A 22,800-nucleotide genomic window follows, 5' to 3' on the forward strand; every position below is an offset into this window, starting at 1 on the left:
ATACCGGAGTCCTAATTTTGAGTCACAAAGCATTAAATCTAACACTGAGTGGCAAAATTCAAATCACAGTTTTTATCCTCTAAATAGCTTTCTCAATATTGATTTACGTGAAATTAAATATCGATCACGACTCAGGACTTTTAACTTTATATTCTTGGGCTATGTAATAAAACAAACGATAATATTTGGCAAAATTTTGGCTATTGCAACGTCCTTGCCAATAATATTTTATTTGTCCTTGGCTCAAGGTCAGAGTCATTAAAATTCTTTGTGATGTGACTTCCACCAGTAGTGTCCCTTTAATTCCCTGTTTGGTCTGGAAATTCGGCTTAATGGCTTGTTTTAAGTTTTGTTTACCTCCTTGCAACTCAGATGCTAAAAAACTTCCAGCCCATCCTCGAATTTCAACTTCCGGGTGTTGTGGTGAAATAAAACCGATACCATCATTATTTTCGGGTACAGAGAGAGATTGCCAATTTTCTGGGTAAAGAAATTCAAACTCATAACGGGAATTACTATAGGTTTTCCATCCCACTCTCGAAAAGTTCGGCATACATCCCCATAGTGTCATCGATAGCAAACCAACTGCGAAGCAGATGCGGAGGTACACCCTGTTTCTATCCCCATACCCATAATTTACGCCACTCGTCATTATTGTTCCTGATCTAGTTACGTTGAAATATAAACCACACCTAAATAAATTATGAATATTAATCAACTTCACAGTTGGTCATTAACTACCCAAGAAGCAAAAGCAGTTCAACAAAACCTCAGAAACCTAGTCATTAACCAAGATCAGTTTATCGAACCGATTCAATATGTGGCGGGGGTGGATATGGGTTTTACAGAGGATGGTAAAGTTAGCCGCGCTGCGGTAGCTGTGCTGAGTTTTCCAGATTTACAACTGGTGGAAACTAGTATTGCTTATCGTCCCACCGAATTTCCCTATATTCCTGGTTTTCTGTCGTTTCGGGAAATTCCAGCGCTGTTAGATGCTTTACAAAAGATTAAAACTACACCAGATATGATTTTGTGTGATGGTCAAGGGACGGCACATCCTCGAAGATTTGGCATTGCTTGCCATTTAGGTTTACTCGTGGATATACCGACTATTGGTGTAGCTAAATCTTGGTTTATTGGTCAACATGATGCTTTGGCTGATACTAAAGGGAGTTGGCAACCTTTGACAGATAAAGGTGAAACTATTGGTGCAGTCTTACGAACACGCAGTGGTGTGAAACCAGTTTATGTTTCTCCTGGTCATCGAATCAGTTTAGCTACTGCCATTGAATACACTTTAAACTGCACTACTAAGTACCGACTACCAGAAACTACACGCATTGCAGACAAATTAGCTTCTTCAAGGTAAAGTAGGCATTATTTAGCTTAGTCCTGGCTTGGTTCTTTAAGTTTGTTCTAAATTCTTGAAAATAGTTGTAAGCATTTGCGTAATCGTGTTAGGAATCACATAGAACCGAATTGAAGTTATTTTACGTAGGAGTTAGCGAGTCAGAAAGATGAATGCACTAACTTTACAGTGGCATGATGATGGTAAAAACTATACTCAGACAATCTACGAGAATCAATCAGCTAAAAATCTCGGTACCGTTCGTATTGGTAGGGATCCAGTTAGATGTGATATTGTTCTGAGCCATCCTACTGTATCCGGTTTACATATTGAAATATTTTTTAACTTGCAACAGCATAGCTTCATGGTGCGGAACTTGCGATCGCAAAACCCTCCCCTTATAGACGGACAGCGACTAGTTCATGGAGAACTTCAACTACATGCAGGCAGTGTTATTTTTTTGGGACAAGTGCAACTTCTGGTGATATCTGTTCCCGAAGAAAGTAATGTGGCTGCAACTGTTTTGGCATCTCCTCAACAGCAACCTCATCGCCATCATCAACAGCAACCTCCTCAACAGCAACCTCGTCAGCCACTCAACCTTCAGGGAAACTACGGACTAGAATGTCCTAATTGTCACCGAATATCCCCACCCAAGTATTTAGATGTTGGTTGTCCTTGGTGCGGAACTTCCTTAGCTGCGGCTGTTAGCGTTTTAGTTTCTCCCAAAAACTGAAAATTATAACAGGAGATATCAAATAACAACCAAAGTTGCTTTTCGGCATCTTTAAATTTACATATATAATTTCTGTTTTTTTATTAACTTTTAATTCTCTAATTTTTGACTCTTAATTAATCAGTAATGAACAATAATACCGAAATAAAATTGAGTTGGGAAGACCCAACAACAGGCGAAAGAAGAGAACCACAATTAGCTCCTCCAATTACCTTTGGACGAGAATTTGCCAGGATGCCTGCGGAAAAAAATGGGCAGCGTGTCGCCAGAATGTTATTAAATAGTAGCGAAGTTTCTCGCTATCATGCCTTAATTGAATGGCAAGGTGAGCAATTAGTTGTAGTCGATCAAAACAGTGTAAATCGGGTTTTTGTCAATGGTCAAGAACAACTACAAACAGTATTAACAAGTGGGGATAATATTCAAATTGGTCCCTATATAATTACTGTAACTTTTAATGTTGCTGTTCCTGGAGTTGCCAATCCTCCTATTGCTAGATCGAATTCTGATTCAACAATTCAATTTAACCCCCATACCAATCTCCCCGACCCAAATTGGCGGGCAGCACAACCTGCAACCCCTTTAGGGAATGCCTTTCCCCCACCAATATTTAATAATGTCCAGGTTGGAGTAAACTCCCTCCATGCCACCGGATTACCTGTAAATGAGTGTGATTTTCTCGCTGTGGGAGCGGGTTTAGGTAGTTTTATTTGGGTGGATTTACTGAGAATCAGCGGTGTAAAAACTGATAAAATTATCGCACTAGGTTTAGAAGCAGCACCATATGCTCGGTATAAACGGCTTTGTTTAAATTCCCAAATTCCTTTACACGAGAGATTGCGCTCCAATTCTGACTCCTGCCCTGATAATATTTGGGGTTATCCAAGTTATGCTTTGCGTGAAGCTTGGCATGATTTTGGCAAAGGTGATTTTAATCAGGCATTTCGCTATTTGTGGCAAGTATTTAGTGAACCAACCTTCGCAGAAACCTATACCCCCCGTGCGGGAAATGTATTTGACTCCATCGATCGGGAAGCGCAGCGGATCGAGTGGGATAGAATTTACCGTTATGGGAGAGTAAGGGGGATTCGCAAAACTGATGATGGTCGCTATTGCGTTGCTTACTCCAAAGGACAGGGAGATCATGCTTTTATAGTTGCCCGATATTTGCATATAGCTACTGGTTATCCGGCAATTAAGTTTTTAGATGATTTGCAAGCATATCGAGAAAAATATAACGATAAAACCTCAGTTGTAAATGCTTATGAAGGGCATGACCATGTGTATGAGCAATTGGAACGACGGGGTGGTAAAATATTGATTCGGGGAAGGGGAATTGTAGCCTCACGGATTGTGCAGAGATTGTACGAAGCTCGGAAAAAGAACCCAAATATTACCGTTCTGCATTTAATGCGATCGCCTAAACCCCAGGGCAACAAATTTGGTAAGGCTCAACGGGTAGTCAAAAATCACTACGAATTTCAACCTTTCAACTGGCCCAAAGCTTGTTGGGGCGGTGAACTTCGGGGAATGCTAGAATCAGCTAGCCCCGATGAACGTCAACGCTTACTTGCTGACTGGGGAGGAACCACCACCGCAGATCGCCAAGATTGGCAAAAAATCACCGAACAGGCTTTAAAGGAAGGATGGTACAGCATCCAATTTGGTGAAGTCAAGCAGGTGGAACGAGATTCCCAAGGCAGAACCATCACCCACATTGAAGAAAAGGGTTTTGGACAAATGATCCTGGATGCAGATTTTATCGTTGATGCCACTGGATTAGATGCTAAGGTTTCAACTAATCCGCTGTTGGATGATTTAGTTAGACATTACGGTTTGCCCCTCAATTCCATCGGACGTTTGGCAGTCGCCAATAACTTTGAATTGACAGAAATGCGTAATGATAAAGGTAAAGCTTATGCTGCTGGGGCTATTACTTTTGGTGGTCCTTACGCTGCCGTTGATAGTTTCCTAGGGCTGCAATATGCTTGTTTAGTAGCTGTGGATGGACTGGCGGCGGCTAGGGCACCTGGTGTAAAAAAAATGCGAATGCTTAGATCATTTGGACAGTGGTGGAAATGGGTATTCAATAAACCACCTTGTTAAATCAGTTATCAGCAAGCTTCCCTGTTCACTGTTCCCTTTTTTCACGAATGTATTCCACTGTACATGACTATTGATAGTACTTCCCGCAATAATGAAAATGCAATCACCTCACATTACTTAATGACATTACCAACGGCTCGATTGACAACCGAGCCGCTTATTTATTAAACATTTTGGGAATCCTCAACCTTTCCCCTTAGACTAGTAATTTCAAGAGCATCGTCTGAGAACAAAAAAGAAAGGCTGGGGTAAGTTTTTAAAATCCATAATTCCGAACACAGTGTTTTCATCTACTTTGCGAAAAGAGTCATTAATTGGTAGGTAATCGTATACCATAGTGGCACTAACCTTACCTCGATATTCCATCATTCGCAGTCTGGCTTGACTTTTTTCGGTTTTTAGGAAGGAATTAGTCAGCATCAGCAAAGGTTTGAGAGAGTCATTTTTGAGTATTGGCAACTTCAAAACCCAGTTCATTGCCGTGGGATTGGGTGCAACCTTAAAAATGTTTCCCTGAGAATCCAAAAATAACAAAGGGTGTACATTCTCAGGATCGATAAATTCTTTCCCATACCAATTAGATGTCTCTAATAAACCATCCATTGGGTGATTTGTATCAATTCCAGAGCCTTGCCAGCGACCGATCATAAAGTCTAAACTTACAGCCTCAAGAGTGTCAAACAATTGTAAAGCCGTTTCGGTTGTGGTTTTACCAGCCTCAAGAATCAACTGGTAATTTTCTAATGTTTCCATTTTTCGCCTTGATTGTTCTTTGATATATTTTCATCCAAATATCTATTTTCTCACCCCAATATAGGAAAATAGTATATAAGTATATAGATTTTTGTCGAAATATAAAGATATTCTGTTTAATATGACAACATTTTTAACACATGCAGCGATGCAGGTATCTGAGGTACCAAAGCTTAAACAAACTCAACCTTTGAAGATTGTTGCCTTGGGAGATAGTTTGATTTATGGGTTTGGTGATCCTGATGGTGGTGGTTGGGTAGAAAGATTACGTCGTCAGTGGTTGTTGCCAGATAGCAGAGGACACGTATTATATAACTTGGGAGTGCGAGGCGATCGCACGATGCAAGTAGCCCAACGTTTAGAAGTCGAGTTTCGTCATCGTGGTGAATTACGTAACCGTGTCCCTGATTTAATTATTTTATCGGTGGGTGTGAATGATTCATCACGGGTTGGTCGGCTTGATGGCAAGAATTACACTGAATTTGAGCGGTTTAACGCCGAAATTATTTCATTACTGGATTTAGCGCTGCAATTATGTCCGGTGTTGTTTGTGGGGATGGTACCCGTGAATGAAGCGAAGATGCCGTTTTTAGATTGCCTGCATTATAACCATCGTGATCAATATCTCTATAAAGAAGCTACCCGTATCGCTTGTCAGGAAAGGCAAATACCCTATTTAGATGTTTTCCAGCGGTGGATGGAACATGACTTAAACTGGATATGCGATCGCATTAGCGCTGACGGGCTACATCCTAATGCCCTAGGATACCAAACTCTGTTGGAAGAGGTGCTACGCTGGGAAGCTTTGAAAAAATATGTCGATCAAGTTAAATAAAGTGAACATTTGCGGGAAATAACAATTTTTTTCGGAAACTATAGGCATTATTAATTATTAAAAGAAGAACATAGAAACCTTCTTTGCTAATAATTTATTTACAATCGAACCTCAGAATCTATGACCCCAACTTTACTCGGTCGTTGGCAAACTCGTATATTATTACTTCTTACTGTAGGTGTTACTGTCTCTTTACCCTTTGTTTTTGGGATAGTTGGTGGTTCTCCAGGCAATATTTTCTTTTGGATATTAGCCTATGTGGCAAGTTTTGGTTTAATTTGGGATGTTCTCTACGACAAAATCCAAAAATATCGCTGGGATCGAGATTGGCCCGCAGCTTATCAGCTATTAGCCGGAATTTGGGAGTTTATTTTTATTCTTTGTGGTGTTAAGATATTTGGTTTTCTGCCTATTCCGATACCTAAAGAAAATATCAGTCCTGGTTTAGTATTATTTCATTACGCTGCTGTTTGGCTAGCGGTTTTTATTACTTCACAAAGTTTAATGCGGATACTATTTGTTCGTTGGCGTTTTCGCGGTGGACAGTGGTTGGGTTAATCCGATATCTTCCAAAATTTACCCTTTTAGAAAACCCCGATTTATTTAAACTCATTTAAGTAGATTGGGGTTTTTAGTATTTGATAAATTACAGCACTTTACCGCAGATTCTGCTATGTAAATTGCACATTTTCTGTAAAAAAGCTATTTTCACCTACAAAATAATAGAATCTTTATTGTTTTTATGCATTAATCATTCAAATCATAACTTCATCATAATAGGACATTTTGTCATATTTTTATCTACATATCATTAATGAATTTGTATCAGATTTATCATAAAATCTGAATCGTTCGATGAATAAATACATTCATTAACTATCCCTCAGTTTACAGATTTCTACCAATAAATACTGAAATAACAGCATGAAAACAAGCTTACTTGTGTTCAAATTTATCTTGCTCAATTTTCTGTTGACATCTATTTATCAACCTGCGATTGCCCAACTCAATCGAGAAGAAAAATCTCAAATTCCTAACATTAGTGATATTAATCTTGCAGAAACCAAAGCTGAACTATTAACACAATCACCTTCAGAAGGTGGCAATAATCAAGAATCATCAGAAAAAGATGCAGATATTGATCTGGATGTCATCGGAGAAAAAGATATTGTTCCCGAATCAACACCAGTTTATGTCATAGAAAAGGAGGAAATTCAAAAACAAGGTGCAAATAATGTCGCTGATGTTTTAAAAAGGACTCCAGGATTTGCCATTAATGATGCTGGGTATGCTGCTGACATTCACACTGGAACATATTATCGAGGGCAATCAATTAATCAATCGACATTTCTAATTAATGGTAGACCCCTAGGTAGCAATGTCAATACCTACCATGGTGGGACTGATTTAAATGGTATCCCGGTGGAGTCTATTGAAAGAATTGAATTATCCAGTGGTGCATCGAATATTCTATATGGTTCTGGATTTGGTGGTGTCGTTAATATCATTACTAAAGAAGGTAGTTTAAAGCCCAAATTAAATAGTGCTGTTGAATTTGGATCTCTCAACTTTAATAATCAACAGTTTAGCTATAGTGGTGCAGCTAATTCGGTAAAATATAGCTTTGGATTTGAAAGAAACTTCATCGATAATCGCTATAAAGTTCCCCAAGCATCTATTAACCGTGGTGCTGACGGTTATTTATTCAATGCTGATACTGCTGCCAGTAGTTATTATGGGAATATTGCCTTTGATTTGAATTCTCGAAATAGTTTAAATTTGGATGTGGGCAAAATCAGCAGTCGTAGAGGCTTAATTTATTTTGGTTTTCCACTACAAAAAGATAGACTTGATCATGACGGTTTGAATTTGGGATTATCTTGGAAAGCAAAATTAGGAACTGGGGATAATTCTAATTTAACTACGACAATTGGTTATACCCAAGATTACTTCAGTACCTATGGTCCTACTGTCTCAGGAGGTAGGGAATTTTATCGTACAGGTATCTTAGATACACAAATATTTTCAGCGAGAATAGATCATGAATTAAAAACAGCACCAACTAATAAGTTACGTTGGGGTTTAGATTTTAAAAATACTAATTTGGGTAGTGAAGTTGAGAGTACAGTTCCCAGCAGAATTTCTCTAAATCAAGATGAAAATAGAAATCTCAGCAACACTGCATTATTTGCAGTTAATACTTGGGATATTAGCAAACAATTACAAATAGATTTAGGATTAAGACAAAGCTTTGATAGTCAGTTTAGTAGCTATCTTAATCCTAGTGTTGGTTTGCGATATGGAGTTACACCAAAGGTAGCATTTAGAGGTAGTTGGACAGGTGGACAACGCAACCCCGGATTAGACCAGTTGTATACATATGATACTGTACATGGTTGGTTGCAAAATCCGGACTTGAAACCAGAAACAGGTTCTTCTTGGACAGCAGGAATTGACTTGAACTTATCCAAAAACTTTACCGGGCAGTTTACATATTTTGGTAGTAGTTTAGATAATCGTTTAGGAATTCTTAGGGGAAAATGGCAAAATATTGGTTTAGTTGATACCAACGGTTTAGAAGCAGCATTACAGTTAAAAATTTCTCCCGCTTGGAAAACTTTTTTTAACTATACCTATACAGATGCTCAAATCAAAACAGGTGTAGAGAAAGGGTTGCAATTAGGTATGATTCCCTATTCTGTGGCTCAAGCAGGTATCGGTTATGAGAAAAATGGTTGGCAAGCTAATTTGTTTGCAACATACTATAGTGGGGGACGTAGGGCTTTCTTTTTGAATCCTGGTGATAAGAATACGGATTTCTCACCATCTTTCTTTAACCTAGATTTAAGTACTCGTGTCCCTGTAAGTAGAAATTTGGGACTGACATTTCACCTAGACAATATATTAGGTGAGAAATATGAACGCGTAAATCGTACTTACAGTCCAGGATTAACATTTAGAGTTGGTTTAAGTAGTAGTTTGTAGTTATTTATCAGTTGTCAGGTAACTTGTGCATTGTTGAGCGTAGGTTGTTTCGCGCGATCGCATAAAACATATCACTACTGGTTTTCCGTTGTAAATATACCGCAGGGGTATAGGTTCCCGTGATAGCGGGTATTGCGGACTGCGAATTATTTTAATTCCCAGCTTTTTGTAAAAGTTGGGATTTTTTTATTGAACTATGGTAATTTCAACAGACTACAAAACTAAGCTTTACTTTATAAAGTATCTTCTAGGCATTAATTTATCCTTAAATCTATATCGAAGGAATCAAGCAAGTCTTTCCCAAGAAAGATGGTGGCATATGGCTAATTTTTTATCCTTGAAGGGTAGATAAAACTAATTTGCTCAAAGCAATAATTTTCTATTGCTTACAAATACTCATAAATTCAGGCACAAATTATGCTAGAAAATCCACTCATTCTATTGGGAATAACGCAAATTCCAGTCACAGATAATATTGTTAGTCCTGAAACTGCATCATTGATATTTTCTGGACCAAAATTCCTAGTAGCATTGTTAGCTGGGATATTGATGGCTTTTGCTTTTCAACTTCTGTTAACAAATTTTTCCCTAGCTGTAGGTATTTCATCTTTAAGTATTGGTTCAGGTTCAGATGATGACTCTAACGAGGGTTTGGGTGAGACAATCCGTCAAGCTGAATCTAAAATCGGTTTTTGGGCATTGATAACTTCCACAATTGCCTTATTCGCTGCTTCTTTTTTAGCAGTCAAACTAAGCCTAATTGAAAGTGCCTTGTTAGGGGGTATCATTGGTGTTGTCATCTGGTCGAGTTACTTCACTCTAATTGTTTGGCTAGGTTCAAGTGCAGTCGGTTCATTAATTGGCTCTTTTGTCAACACTGTTAGTAGTGGTGTGCAAGGATTAATGGGGACAGCGACTACTGCTTTGGGTGCAAATGCAGCGAAACAACAGATGGTTTCAACAGTTGAAGAAATCACCGCAACTGTCCGTCGAGAACTAACTTCTGGTTTAGACCCCGAAAGTATTAAAAATTCGCTACAGAGTTCAGTTTCTAGTTTAAAATTACCTTCCTTTGATGTTAACGAAATTCGGAATCAATTTGATAAGTTGCTCAAGGATGTAGACTTAACATCTGTTGCTGATGGTAATTTACTCAAAAATGTCAATCGGCAAACATTTGTTGATTTAGTTAGTAGTCGTACAGATTTCTCTCCGGAAGATGTGGATAAAATCGCCGAGCAATTAGAAGCAGCTTGGAAACAGTTTTCTAGTGGTAAAGGCAATCCAACTGAGCAAGTAATCAGTTTGATCAATCAAGCTAGTCCTGAAGAGTTAAACTCAGAAAAATTAACGAACAAACTACAGGAGTTAGTCGCATCAGGAACTGGAACTAGTAGAGGAAATGGGTTTGTAAAACAAGCTATTGATGTTGGCGTTGGTGCTGCTTTACCAGTCGTTTTGAAAAAGATTAATATATCTGATATCGATGTTAATAAAGTTACTAATCAACTGCAAAAATTGAAAGGTAAAGTTGAAAATCTGGATACAGATGCCATTTCTCAGCAACTGCAACATCTAAAAGAACAAGCTAAAGATCAAGTAGGCAAAGTTAGTGATTCTGTAAATAGAACCTTATCTGATTCGATAAATAATACAGTTAAAGCAGATATTGAAGAATATATTGCTAACAGCTTACCCTGGCATTTAAATAGAATTACAATCGCTGATGAATTTCAAGAACTAATTTTTGATATTGACGCGAATCCAGCAACTGTAAGTAAGCATTTGCAAGAACTAAATCAAGAATATTTTACCCAGTTACTACAACAACGTGGTGATTTTGATAAAGCTAGAATCGCTGAAATTTCCCAGCAGATGGAAACCATCAGAACGGAGGTTTTAGCAACTGTACAGCAACAAGTTGATACTAATCAATCTCAAGATTTCCGCACCAAAATTGAGGATTATTTACGCTCAACTGGTAAAAATGAACTTAACCCTGAAGGAATTAAGCGTGACTTTGGTAAATTGTTGGAAAATCCAGAAGCTGCTTTAGAACAGTTGAATTCTCGCTTTCAAGGGTTCGACCGTGATACCTTGGTGAAGTTGCTGGAACAGCGTGAAGATATAAGTTCTGAAGAAGCTAACAATATTGTCAGTCAACTTGAGGAGAACCGCGATCGCATTCTCAATCAAGCGCAGGAATTACAAGAAAAGGCAAAAGCTAAAGCTGCTGAAGTTCGTCAAGGTGTAGAGGACTATTTGCGGAATACGAACCTAGATGAGTTGAATCCAGAGGGAATTCAAAGGGACTTTAGCAAATTACTAGAAGATCCCGAAGCTGGATTATCAGCTTTACGTGGAAGACTATCCCAATTTGACCGAGAGACCCTAGTAAAACTACTCAGTCAGCGTCAAGACTTGAGCGAAGAACAGGTAAATAAGGTCATTGATAATTTGCTTTCTGTACGGGATAAAGTCCTACAAGCACCACAAGAAATTGTAGACAAAACCAAGGAACAATACGAAAAAACCACAAGCAGTATAGCGCAATACCTCCGTGATACCAATTTGGATGAACTCAACCCAGAAGGTATTCAACAGGATCTACAAAAGTTACTAGATGATCCTCAATCTGGAGCATCAGCACTTAAAGATCGTCTTTCCCAAGTCGATAGGGAAACCTTGGTAAAACTCTTAACTCAAAGGGGAGATTTGAGTGAAGAACAAATCAACCGCAACATCGACAATGTTGAAGCAGCAATTGGCAAAATCGTTAAAGCACCAAGACGTTTAGCAAAACGCACAACCGAGAAAGTTCGAGATTTTCAACAAAATCTTGCATCATACCTGCAAAACACCAACAAAGAAGAACTCAACCCCGAAGGAATCAAGCGAGATTTACAACTATTGTTGTCTTCTCCCCGTGCTGGAATTAGTTCTTTAACAGAACGTGTGGGTAATTTCGATCGTTCCACAATTGTCGCTTTGTTATCTCAACGGGAAGATATTTCCGAAGAAGAAGCAAACCGCATTGTCGATCAAATCGAATCAACTCGCAACTCGATTGTGGAACAATTCCAACAGATTCAGCAAAAAATGCAATCTGTAATTGATGGTAGCTTCGAGCAAGTTCGTAGTTATCTCAACTCCCTGGAACGTCCTGAACTTAACTATGAAGGAATTCAACAGGACTTTAGTAAACTATTTGATGACCCAGAAGCAGGGTTTGATGCATTACGCGATCGCTTAGGTGAATTTGACCGTGATACGCTGGTTGCCATCATCAGTTCCCGTCCTGATATTTCCAATGAGCAAGCAGAGCAAATTGTCAACCGTATGGAAGCTGCTCGTGATAGTGTCATCCATCGTGCTGAACGCATCCAGAAAGAAACCCAAAAACGCTTAAAAGCAATTAAAAAACAAGCTAAGGAACAAGCAGCGGAAACCCAAAAAACAGTTGCTGGTGCCGCTTGGTGGTTATTTAATACAGCTTTCGTCTCTTTGGCAGCTTCTGCTATCGCTGGAGTTATCGCTGTTACAACTCCCAATCCCTTTGGGTGACATACTCCTACACTGATGCAAGCATACAGTGTAGGCTTCTCAGCGACTCTTCTATGAAGACATTGACTGAGCTTTGTTTTAAGTCCACGAGAAGCCCCTCCGCAGACTATACAATTTCTTACCTTGTACCCTACAAATTTTACTGCCCCGGATGAGTGCTGGCTTATTCGCGCTATGGGACAGCCCAATGGATATTTGTATTAATCAAGATGTGCCTACTTACTTCAATGCTGTGCAACGGAGTCGCTTACCAATAGTCGCAATGCTACTGGGCAGAGGCTTATCAGACACCAATACGGGTGAAGTGAACCAAGTTTACTATACCAAATTATGAAATACTTTGCTCGTTTCCTCCATGTTCTGTCCCCTGTTCTTCCTGCGGAAGAATTTGTCCACAGAACTGTCGTCATCTCACAAGCCTACGGCACGCTACGCTACGCAATTCATCTCATCACCTCCCTTGCGGGTAGGCTACGGTGTACACACATCTCTGTACAAAATCAAAATCGTCGTAGATCCCCCTAAATCCCCCTTTTTAAGGGGGACTTTGAGAGGTATTCTGCCCCCTTTTTAAGGGGGTTGGGGGATCGAAAAGCCTGGGAGGCAACTCTAAAAGACTTGTGTGTACACCGTAGGCGGGTAGGTGAGAGGCTTCTTGCTGTTTCAGCTAAAAAACAAGTAATGAGTGATATGGCAGTGGACATCTCGGTTAGGACATATTTATCTAAATTTGTCTAAAAGGGAAGAGGAATATAGATAAATGTCCTAATAAAAATGCCTACAGCTAATAGGTAATAAGTCTATTTTGTAACAGGGATTTCAGAAGGCACCTTTGCGGGGTCATGGGACTTCCCAAAGGTGTTACCCCGACACAAAATAGCGTAAAGTAAGTGGAGGCTTTGCTTCCACTTAACTTTGTCAGAGGGCTACTTGCAGGGGAATTAGACCCCCTACACTTTTGTCCGATCCGTTAGGATCTCATATCCGGTTTCGGTTACAAGCACCGTATGCTCAAACTGAGCAGAAAGGGAATTATCTACGGTGACGGCTGTCCAGCGATCGGAAAGTGTGCGGGTATGCTTAGAACCTTCATTTAATATTGGTTCAATCGCTAGGGTCATGCCTGCTCTAAGCTTGACATTGGGCATTTCGCGGGTGCGAAAGTTGAATACTGAGGGTTCTTCGTGGAGGTTACGACCAACACCATGTCCGGTAAATTCTTCCACAATACTAAAGCCATTTGCCTTTACATGGTCTTCAATTGCCCCGGCTAAATCTAGCAGGTAATTTCCGGCTTTGACCTGTTCTATTCCCTTATATAGGGCTTCTTCGGCAACACGAATCAATTTTGCAGCTTCGGGGGTGACTTCACCAACGGCAATGGTAATGCAGGAATCACCATGAAAGCCTTGGAAGAATGCACCAGTATCAACTTTGAGGACATCTCCAGTACGAATCACTTTTTTATTACTGGGGATACCGTGAACTACTTCATTATTGATACTGGAACAAATGGAGCCTTTAAAACCGTGATAACCTTTGAAGCTAGGTGTTGCACCCATTTCTCGGATACGTTTCTCTGCATAGGCATCCAAATCTGCTGTAGTCATTCCTGGCTGTACATACTCAGTAATTTCTTTAAGTACGGTTGCAACAATTTTCGCCGATTGGCGCATGATATCAATTTCACGGGGGGATTTGATTTCAATTCCCCGACGTTGACGTTTGGAGGTTGTGGGTTGGGCTGGTTGAGATAGCAAATTACTGAGGATGTTCATGGGAAGCTAATAATTAATTATTTTTCTGTAGCTTTTTTATTGTCACAAGTCGGATATTAATCAAAATCCGGGTTCTTTAGTTGAACAAGAATATCATCTATACCTAAGTTAACTTATTTTGTTGGTTTACAGATCGATCTGGAATTAGCGTTGTCCGGCAACAACCACAGGACCTGCTGTCGCAACGACAATTTGATCGGGATGAAGTAGCTCTTTTGCAGCTTGATTTACTTGTTCTAGAGTTACAGACTGAATTTTGGCGGTGAATGACCTAAGTTCGTCGTCATCTAGTCCGTAGACTTCATTCATCAGGATGCGGTGAGTTAGTTCTTCGGGGTTGATTAGAGATACTATGTAGTTGCTGATGGCTGTACGTTTAGCTGTTTCAAGTTCTTGTCTGGTGACACCTGTTCGGTGGATTTCTCCCAGCAGTTTACGTGTACTAGCAATCGCCTTGCTTACGTCTTCCGGGTTGGTTTGCATTTCGATTAAAAATGTTCCGGAATTTTTACCCGCTAAAAAATTACTGTAGATTCCGTATGTTAACCCTTGACGGTCTCTAACTTCTGCTCCTAAACGACTTGATAGGGTGTCACCACCCAAAATTTGATTCAGGACTAATGCAGAATAATAACGGGGATCTTGGCGATTGATGGCTGCACTACCCATGTAGGTAATTGCCTGGGCTTTTCCTGGCAAAACTGAGTTGATGTTGATTAGACTTTGGGGGATTGCTACTGCTGGGTAATGGACTGCTGGGGGTTCTCCTGAAACTTGCCAATTACCGAATTCGGTTTCAATTAGCGATCGCACTTGAGCAGAATTGAAGTCTCCCACTAGGACGAGGATGGTTGTATCGGGACGATAGTGTTTGGCTTTGAAGCTCACAATATCAGCACGGGTGACTCGTTTAATACTTGCGGGTGTGGGGAGAATATGCAATGGATGAGTTTTCGGATAAACTGATTGCACGAAGGTTCTTCTTGCTACCTCATCTGGGTCGTCAAGATCTTGCTGTAATCCGCTTAAAGTCTGCTGCCGAGTCAATTCTATTTCTTTCTGGGGAAAGGTTGGATTCCTGACTGCATCAGATAAAGTATTTAATAATATAGGCATATCTGACGCGAGACTACTTCCCTGCGCCCGTACCCCTTCACGGGTAATTTCAAAGTCTAAATGGGCACCTTTGTCTTCTAAAGCTTTAGCTAATGTTAAAACATCTTTGGTTTTGGTGCCGCTCATTAAGCTGTCGGCTACCATCGATGCTAATCCTGCTTTATATTCGGGGTCATATTCTGAACCAGCTTTAAAGTGAGCACTAAGGGTTACTGTTGGAGTACTGCGATCGCTTAATAGTAAAACTCGCATCCCATTGGCTAAAGTGATTTGTTGTGGTAGGGTTCGGACTGCTGAATCTGAATTACTATCGATTGCTGGTAAGTATTTTTTCACCTCTGCTGGATTCAAGCTCCCGGAGGAAAAGTTTTCAATATTTTGGATTGAATTTATTTTTGTACTACTTTAGGACTTACGCATTGACGGGATGGTAAAATAATGCATTGGAAAACGGTGTCGTCTACTTTCAAGGTATCGGACAATTAGAGAAATCAGCAAACCCTCGACAGCACAATGTAATTTGGAACATTACACCCTGTTCTTGCTATCGGAGCCAAAGCATGGAGGGTGCAGTCGATTGGCAGAAATCTTGGGAGATGTTTCACATGATAGTGTGAATAGGTTTTTGCTGAGAGAAAGATACGAGCCAAAAGATTTATTTGACATAGTAAAAGAGATAATCAATATAGAAGGAGGGATTTTAAGTGTTGATGATACAGTAATAGAAAAGCTGTACAGCAACCCAAAATACGCAGAATTAATTGGATATTTTTGGTCTGGTAAATATCATAAAACGATTAAAGGTTTAAATTTAATAACACTTTATTACAGCGATATTCGAGGCAATTGTGTTCCCATAAATTACAGGATATACGATAAGAAGGAGGGAAAAACCAAAAATGATTATTTCCAAGAGATGCTAATAGAAGTGACTGATTGGGGATTAAAGCCGCGAATAGTCACAGGGGATAGTTGGTACTCAGGAGTAGAAAATCTGAAATTTTTGAGAAACCAGAAATTAGGTTTTTTATTCGGAGTTGAAAAAAATAGAACAGTATCAAATGAGCCTGGAAAGTACTGTCAGGTAAGTACTTTAGAGATTTACGATGAAGGTTTGATAACTCATTTAAGAGAATTTGGATTTGTAAAGTTGTTTAGGAAAGTGTTTAAGAAAGAAGACTCTAGACACTACATATTTTATCAGCCTGATGACGAGAATCAGAAAGAAGTCTTACAACAAATAACTAGAACTGAATTTATCACTATTCATGACACACATTGGGGTATTGAAAGTTTCCATAGAGCAGTAAAACAGCTATGTGGCATTTGTAGGTTTATGGTTAGAGATAGCCACGCAATCAAAACACATATATTCTGCTCACTTCAAGCATTTGTTCGTTTAGAGAAAATGCGTTCTGAAAACATCATTGACAATTGGTATGAAGTACAAAGGAATCTATTCACAAAAGTTATTCGTGAATATGTTTTGGATAACTTGAATGCTAGTTGTGCCGCTTGAATACATAAACTAGCTTTCCTGTCAATGCGTAAGTCCTATACTTTTTGTATTGATTGGGGCTTGAGTTGGTTGGAAATACCCTACTTTTAAGGTTTGGGGCTGAAGATAAATATTGGCAACTCGTTGCACATCTTGGACTGTTACTTGGTTGATAGCGCTCAAATAAGTATCAATGAAGCGATAATCACCTGTAATTATCTCATCGTTACCTAGTTGCATCGCTTGATTCGTAATATCTCGATTACCGAGAACAATTCCTGCTGCTAACTGTGCTTTAGCACGGGTGACTTCTTCTTCAGTCACTCCCTTTTTGATTAATTTAGCGATCGCATTTTGCAATGCTGTATCTATTTGTGATAGCTTTTGATTAGTAGATGCTGTAACATCAATTTGATACCAGCCTGCTTCCAGTAAACTTGTGACTGAAGCCGAAATATCGCTGGCTAAACCTGATTCAATCAATGCTCGATACAGCCGGGAGTTTCTCCCCTCTGACAAAATGTAATCCATCACATCCAACACCACTACATCCGGATGAGTCACACCTGGCAAGGGATATACAGCCTTTAATAATGCTGCTGCTCCTGGTTCTTCGAGGATAATGGGGCGATGAGATTCTATATTTTCAGACTTAATTGCTATTTTTGGTGTATTACTGGGATAATTTAGCTGAAGTGAGGGAATTTTTTCAAATATTTCTTTCGCTGCCGCTATTGTTGGCTGAGTCCGAAAATCTCCAACAATCACCACAACTGCATTTTTCGGATGATAAAAATTTCGATAATAGTTCTGAATCTGCTCAGGTGTAAACTTTTCTACGTCTCTTTTGTTTCCACCCACTGGCAAACCATAGGGATGATTGGGGTATACAGCTTGCATAACTGCCCGATTTAGGCGATATTCTGAGCTATTTTCGTAGCCTTGTAACTCAGAAATCACTACCCGCTTTTCACTATCTAGTTTTTCCCTATCAATCAAAGCATTCTGCATTCTATCAGCTTCCAAAACCAATAAGGCTTTGAGCTTGTCCCTTTCCACTGTTCCATAGTAAGCTGTTTGATCGAAGCTAGTAAAAGCATTAGAGTCGCTGCCCAAAGCACTAAACAGTCGTCCAAACTGAATAGGGCGGCTACTAGTACCCTTGAACATCATATGCTCCAACTGGTGAGCAATGCCGTTTAGTCCTCTTTCTTCATTACGAGAACCAATTTTATACCAAACCTGCACTGTTACTACTGGGGCAGTATGTACTTCCTTAGTTAGAACAGTCAGACCATTTGCTAAGATAGTCTTTTGGACTTTTTCTGTAACTGTAGATGGCGTGGTCTTTACCCTCACTAGTTCGTTGAATGTATTGTGGATATTGTTTGTTTGATATCCAGCATTTAGCTGACTATACGCAGAATAATCATTGAGTAATAGTACGGTGGTTAACCACAGACTCAATATCAGTAATGGAACACGGTGGCGATATAATATTGAGAACACAGACATTGATTCTATGGCGATATCTGTAGGTGAAGTTACAGAAATTTTTCACTCTTATGTAGTTTAGTAAGTTCGGGCTAGTTATTGGATCGGCAACACTACAGAAAAACTACCCTACACTATATAATAAATAACCAAAGTATACAAAGTATAACCCTGGAATTATCGTAAATGGGAGAGATATTCCACAAAAAAAGCCAAATATCAGAGTATTTTATTTTACTTTTAACATAATAGTCATAATACAGCTAATTTTCTCCATAAAAAATTATTTTTATTATCTTCTACAAGAATTAGAAAAAAGTAGAAGGGGAGATTCACTAGTACAGCACTGCGTAAATAACCAGACCATTATTTAATCATGAGAAGCCCCTACCCCCACTAGAAGACTTTTACAGCTAACGCTACGCGTTTCTTGGATGCCCGAAAGGGCTATACAGCAGACCCTACCTAATTTACCTGAAAATTAATGTAAATTTATTAATCTGCCAGAATTCGGATGAATTCTAAGGGTAAACCATCAGCATCGGCAATAAAGGCTACTTCATAAATGCGATCGCTTATTTGCTGCTGAGTAGGTTCTAGAAGGATATTTAATGGTTGTAACTCATCAGGGTGATTAGCAGAAGCTGCTACAAAATCATCCTGGAGATTACTTAACCAAGTTGGCAAATCGGGGGTTATTGTTGTTAAATCGAAAGATAAGTGATAATAACCCACATAATGCTCATCAGAAAATGCATCAGCAGCGGGTTTTGGTTCGGGAATTTGAATCAGTTCGATTCTGCCACCCAAACCTTCCATCCAACAAGCTAGGGTGTATCCGGTAGTAAAGCGATCGCATACCTTAAATCCCAGTAGTTGGTAGAATGCGATCGCGCGATGAATATTAGCGGTACGAATCGAAACGTGGTGCATGGAATTTTGGGTTTGAGATATTCGGTTATAAATTTTGGACTTCAGCACTACAGGTTTTGGCAAAAAACCACTAATCCAAAATCTAAAAACCCATTAACTTACTCGAACAATCGAAAATAAGGATACCTTACAGGTACACCAGGTTCCTTTTCCAAATCAAAATTAATCACTTCCCAGCAGGATTCTCCCACAGGCTCCGGACTAAACTCCACTGGTAAACCATAAAGCCTAGCTGAGGTGGTTTCCGACTGCCCAGAGCGCCAAGGTGTGCTACGCTCCAAATAACCACCCATTAATTCTTGATAACGCCGAGCGATAATCACCTTGGTTGCTCGATAACCCTGTGTATAGAGTTTATCCAACGCTTCATGTATCTCAAAGCGAATTCCATCAGGGTGAGTATGCTGACGATACCATTCATTATCCCATCTTCGCCAATGCCGTCCCGACTGAAGGTGAACTAACTCTTCAGATTTCGGATTAGCTTCAAATGCTCCATGACGGGGACACAAATAGGTATCAGTTAAAGTCAGTGCCGCAATAGTTTGGCGACAATGGGGACACTGAATTTCGGGACCAAAAATCGGGTACTGCAATGCTAAATCCATCATGAAGTGCTTTTCAACATATTTTTGTGATTACCAGTCGAATCGGCGATTTTGAGACTTTTTGAACTCATACTCAGATGATTAAATGGCTGTGACTCAATGAAGTAAATTTTAATATCAAGTCCAACAGTCACCTCAAGGCTTCTTCTGAAATTACTTGGAATTCTCAGTTGGTAATTTTTAGTTGGAAAAGTTGAATTTTTAATTAAAAATCACACTTCCGCCATCAAATCAACAACCGATGTTTTGCACAAAATAACATCACAGCTTGACCTATGATATTCTAATTTTGCGACTAACCTCCGGAATTTAGGAGGTTTTCCAGTATCTCTGGTTATTGTATTCACATTCTATCGTGTCTAACTGTTCCCACTGGTCTCCCATCAACTTTTCTCAAGCATCCTTCGTTGCTGATAACGCAGTCGTTATTGGTTGCGTGGAAATTGCCGCCGGAGCGAGCATTTGGTATGGTGCTGTTGTGAGGGGAGATGTTGAAAAAATTTACATTGGTGAATGTAGCAATATTCAAGATGGGGCGATTCTCCATTGTGATCCTACAAAACCCACCATTTTAGAAAATCACGTAACTGTAGGGCATCGAGCGGTAATTCATTCGGCTCACATTGAAGCTGGCTGCTTAATTGGTATTGGTGCAATAGTGTTAGATGGAGTACGGGTAGGTACTGGCAGCATTATTGGTGCTGGTGCGGTTGTCACCAAAGATGTTCCACCTATGTCCCTGGTGGTTGGTGTTCCGGGGAAAGTTGTACGTCAAATTTCTCCCACGGAAGCAGCGGAATTAGTTGAACATGCCGAAAAGTATCAAAAGTTAGCCCTAGTTCATGCTGGGAAGGGTAACGATTTGGGGTTTGCTTGATTAACCTCAGGGCTGAAGCCGTAAACTCAATAGCAGAGAGAGACGCGATATATATCGCGTCTCTACTTTAATTTACCGGAATATGGAGATTAGTTATTTAGACTTCCTTATTCAAAAAACCTTGTATCTGTCTCAAAGCTGCTGCTCCAATATTAAATACTGCCCAGCCACCTGCGATCGCAATGGGTGCTAAAACAATGGCAATACGAAAATCAATACCGTCCATATAATTAAACTCCTCTACTTAAGTTTAAGATTTAAGATTTGTGAAAGTCTCTCATCTTATTTTTAGCTAAAGTAGGTATTTTTTCAAATCACGATTGTAAAGAATTCTTAAATTACCGCTGTTTCCATGTAAACAGAGGACGTTGTGAGGGTAAATTGATGTGCTTTAGATTCGGTGACTGAAGAGGCAGAGGGGTAGGACGCTCTTGCTCCGTTCCAATTCTTCCCCCTTGCCCCCTGCTCCCCTGCTTCTTATGACCTATGTTATACTGAATTAAGCGTAGTCGTTATGAGTTTATTAGAGCTAATTATGACAAATTCCACAGTAGAAAACTTAGTAATTATTGGTTCGGGTCCTGCGGGTTATACTGCGGCAATTTATGCGGGACGGGCAAACCTCAAACCTGTTGTATTTGAAGGTTTCCAAGCAGGAGGCTTACCTGGTGGACAGTTGATGACAACGACGGAAGTGGAGAATTTCCCCGGTTTTCCACAAGGCATTACAGGTCCTGATTTAATGGATAATATGAAGGCACAGGCAGAGCGTTGGGGAGCAGAGTTATATACTGAAGATGTGATTTCGGTAGATTTAAGCCAGCGTCCCTTTACAGTGCGATCGCAAGAGCGGGAAATTAAGACACATAGCATTGTGATTGCCACAGGTGCCACTGCAAAACGCTTAGGTTTACCAAGTGAACATGAATTTTGGAGCCGGGGAATTTCTGCCTGTGCGATTTGTGACGGTGCAACTCCGTTGTTTCACGGTGCTGACTTAGCAGTGATTGGAGCAGGAGATTCGGCAGCAGAGGAAGCAATTTATTTAACTAAATATGGTTCCAAGGTAAATTTGATCGTCCGATCGGATAAAATGCGGGCATCTAAAGCTATGCAGGATCGGGTACTAAGTAACCCAAAAATTCAGGTGCATTGGAACACCGAAACAATTGATGTTTTCGGCAACGGTACAATGGAAGGTGTCAAGGTTCGCAACACGGCAACTGGTGAAGAAAGCAGCATCTTCGCAAAAGGCTTGTTTTATGCCATTGGTCACAAGCCCAATACCAGCCTATTCAAAGGACAATTAGAATTAGATGAGGTGGGGTATGTCGTCACCAAGCCAGGGACAGCAGAGACCAGTTTAGAAGGGGTATTTGCCGCTGGTGATGTCCAAGACCACGAATTCCGCCAAGCAATTACAGCAGCTGGTTCTGGTTGTATGGCAGCGATGTTATCAGAAAGATGGTTATCGTTGCAGGGATTAATTACCGAATTTCATACTCAGGTGGAGACACCCAGCAACGAATTACAGCATCAACAACAAATACAGCAATCTAGCACTGGAGAATTTAATCTTGATGCTACACGTCATGAAGGTGGTTACGCATTACGTAAATTATTCCACGAAAGCGATCGCTTGTTAGTTGTAAAGTATGTTTCTCCTGGTTGTGGTCCCTGCCGAACTTTGAAACCAATTTTAAATAAAGTTGTGGATGAGTTTGACAATCAAATTCACTTTGTGGAAATAGACATAGATCAAGATCGAGATATTGCTGAAAATGCTGGGGTTACGGGTACACCAACAGTCCAGTTCTTTAAAAATAAGGAACTAGTGAATGAAGTCAAAGGTGTGAAACAAAAAAGCGAGTATCGACAGTTAATTACCAGTAATATCAGTGCTAGCTAAAAACTTACAGGACTTACGCGATTGTCACAATTATAAGGTTGGTGCGTGACACCAAAACCTTTATTTTTCCTTTCAAATTGATCGAAGTGTCACACACCCTACGAAAAAAATGTGCCAGTTGCGTAAGTTCTAACTGATACAGATTCTAAAAACATTTGCGACAGATTACCTGACCCCCATTATAACTAAGAACCCTACCCAGAATGAGATGAATTTCTTTCGTAGAGACGTGATATATCGCGTCTCATATTCTTGATTGA

At 39.9% G+C, this 22,800-nt stretch carries 16 protein-coding genes and 2 pseudogenes; 10 read left to right on the forward strand and 8 right to left on the reverse strand.

What is annotated here, in order from left to right; genetic code table 11:
- Positions 1 to 124: 124 nt before the first annotated feature.
- Positions 125 to 652, reverse strand: a complete 528-nt coding sequence (locus CAL6303_RS26435) for a hypothetical protein (protein ID WP_015200907.1) — start codon at positions 650 to 652, stop codon at positions 125 to 127.
- A gap of 51 nt (positions 653 to 703) precedes the next feature.
- Here CAL6303_RS26435 and nfi point away from each other — a divergent pair, with 51 nt between their 5' ends.
- The 3 genes from nfi to CAL6303_RS26450 all read left to right on the forward strand — a co-directional run bounded on the left by nfi (position 704) and on the right by CAL6303_RS26450 (position 4,190).
- Positions 704 to 1,369, forward strand: a complete 666-nt coding sequence (nfi, locus tag CAL6303_RS26440) for a deoxyribonuclease V (protein WP_015200908.1) — start codon at positions 704 to 706, stop codon at positions 1,367 to 1,369.
- Between the two features lie 148 nt (positions 1,370 to 1,517).
- The gene (locus tag CAL6303_RS26445) at positions 1,518 to 2,084 is read left to right on the forward strand and encodes an FHA domain-containing protein (protein WP_015200909.1); all 567 of its coding nucleotides are present in this window, start codon (positions 1,518 to 1,520) and stop codon (positions 2,082 to 2,084) included.
- A gap of 126 nt (positions 2,085 to 2,210) precedes the next feature.
- The gene (locus CAL6303_RS26450) at positions 2,211 to 4,190 is read left to right on the forward strand and encodes an FHA domain-containing protein (protein ID WP_015200910.1); all 1,980 of its coding nucleotides are present in this window, start codon (positions 2,211 to 2,213) and stop codon (positions 4,188 to 4,190) included.
- Positions 4,191 to 4,400: 210 nt separating this feature from the next.
- On the opposite strand, the gene CAL6303_RS26455 is transcribed toward CAL6303_RS26450, so the two are convergent.
- Positions 4,401 to 4,943, reverse strand: coding sequence for a DUF4334 domain-containing protein (locus tag CAL6303_RS26455; protein WP_015200911.1), 543 nt, complete (start codon positions 4,941 to 4,943; stop codon positions 4,401 to 4,403).
- 121 nt (positions 4,944 to 5,064) lie between these two features.
- On the opposite strand from CAL6303_RS26455, the gene CAL6303_RS26460 reads away from it, so the two are divergent.
- The 4 genes from CAL6303_RS26460 to CAL6303_RS26475 all read left to right on the forward strand — a co-directional run bounded on the left by CAL6303_RS26460 (position 5,065) and on the right by CAL6303_RS26475 (position 12,327).
- Positions 5,065 to 5,778 carry a GDSL-type esterase/lipase family protein gene (locus tag CAL6303_RS26460; protein ID WP_015200912.1) on the forward strand — a complete coding sequence of 238 codons (714 nt, stop codon included), beginning with the start codon at positions 5,065 to 5,067 and terminating at the stop codon, positions 5,776 to 5,778.
- Positions 5,779 to 5,898: 120 nt separating this feature from the next.
- On the forward strand, positions 5,899 to 6,336 hold the full coding sequence (locus tag CAL6303_RS26465; RefSeq protein ID WP_015200913.1) for a hypothetical protein: 438 nt from the start codon (positions 5,899 to 5,901) through the stop codon (positions 6,334 to 6,336).
- A 366-nt stretch (positions 6,337 to 6,702) separates the two neighbouring features.
- Entirely contained in the window at positions 6,703 to 8,763 is a 2,061-nt protein-coding gene (locus tag CAL6303_RS26470; protein ID WP_015200914.1) for a TonB-dependent receptor plug domain-containing protein, read from the forward strand.
- Between the two features lie 417 nt (positions 8,764 to 9,180).
- The gene (locus CAL6303_RS26475; RefSeq protein WP_015200915.1) at positions 9,181 to 12,327 is read left to right on the forward strand and encodes a hypothetical protein; all 3,147 of its coding nucleotides are present in this window, start codon (positions 9,181 to 9,183) and stop codon (positions 12,325 to 12,327) included.
- Positions 12,328 to 13,277: 950 nt separating this feature from the next.
- On the opposite strand, the gene map is transcribed toward CAL6303_RS26475, so the two are convergent.
- Together map and CAL6303_RS26485 are read right to left on the reverse strand one after the other, a co-directional pair.
- The gene (gene map, locus CAL6303_RS26480; protein ID WP_015200918.1) at positions 13,278 to 14,105 is read right to left on the reverse strand and encodes a type I methionyl aminopeptidase; all 828 of its coding nucleotides are present in this window, start codon (positions 14,103 to 14,105) and stop codon (positions 13,278 to 13,280) included.
- A 144-nt stretch (positions 14,106 to 14,249) separates the two neighbouring features.
- A pseudogene (locus tag CAL6303_RS26485) lies at positions 14,250 to 15,626 on the reverse strand (M16 family metallopeptidase); the annotation flags it as partial.
- Between the two features lie 136 nt (positions 15,627 to 15,762).
- On the opposite strand from CAL6303_RS26485, the gene CAL6303_RS26490 reads away from it, so the two are divergent.
- The gene (locus CAL6303_RS26490; RefSeq protein WP_083866358.1) at positions 15,763 to 16,740 is read left to right on the forward strand and encodes a transposase; all 978 of its coding nucleotides are present in this window, start codon (positions 15,763 to 15,765) and stop codon (positions 16,738 to 16,740) included.
- 39 nt (positions 16,741 to 16,779) lie between these two features.
- Here the strand turns inward: CAL6303_RS26490 and CAL6303_RS26495 are convergent.
- The 3 genes and pseudogenes from CAL6303_RS26495 to CAL6303_RS26505 form a co-directional block, all read right to left on the reverse strand.
- Positions 16,780 to 18,234 (reverse strand): annotated as a pseudogene (locus tag CAL6303_RS26495) (M16 family metallopeptidase); the annotation flags it as partial.
- A 474-nt stretch (positions 18,235 to 18,708) separates the two neighbouring features.
- The gene (locus CAL6303_RS26500; protein WP_015200921.1) at positions 18,709 to 19,146 is read right to left on the reverse strand and encodes a VOC family protein; all 438 of its coding nucleotides are present in this window, start codon (positions 19,144 to 19,146) and stop codon (positions 18,709 to 18,711) included.
- 98 nt (positions 19,147 to 19,244) lie between these two features.
- On the reverse strand, positions 19,245 to 19,757 hold the full coding sequence (locus CAL6303_RS26505) for a TIGR02652 family protein (protein WP_015200922.1): 513 nt from the start codon (positions 19,755 to 19,757) through the stop codon (positions 19,245 to 19,247).
- Between the two features lie 352 nt (positions 19,758 to 20,109).
- Between CAL6303_RS26505 and CAL6303_RS26510 the strand changes: the two genes are divergently transcribed.
- Positions 20,110 to 20,631 (forward strand): gamma carbonic anhydrase family protein, encoded by a 522-nt coding sequence (locus tag CAL6303_RS26510; RefSeq protein WP_015200923.1) that lies wholly within the window; start codon positions 20,110 to 20,112, stop codon positions 20,629 to 20,631.
- Positions 20,632 to 20,728: 97 nt separating this feature from the next.
- Here the strand turns inward: CAL6303_RS26510 and CAL6303_RS26515 are convergent, their stop codons facing one another.
- Positions 20,729 to 20,857, reverse strand: a complete 129-nt coding sequence (locus CAL6303_RS26515; RefSeq protein ID WP_015200924.1) for a photosystem II protein Y — start codon at positions 20,855 to 20,857, stop codon at positions 20,729 to 20,731.
- Between the two features lie 309 nt (positions 20,858 to 21,166).
- Between CAL6303_RS26515 and trxB the strand changes: the two genes are divergently transcribed.
- Entirely contained in the window at positions 21,167 to 22,540 is a 1,374-nt protein-coding gene (gene trxB / locus CAL6303_RS26520) for a thioredoxin-disulfide reductase (protein WP_238993746.1), read from the forward strand.
- Positions 22,541 to 22,800 lie beyond the last annotated feature (260 nt).

This window comes from Calothrix sp. PCC 6303 (assembly GCF_000317435.1).
In the GTDB taxonomy this organism is placed as follows: Bacteria; Cyanobacteriota; Cyanobacteriia; order Cyanobacteriales; family Nostocaceae; genus PCC-6303.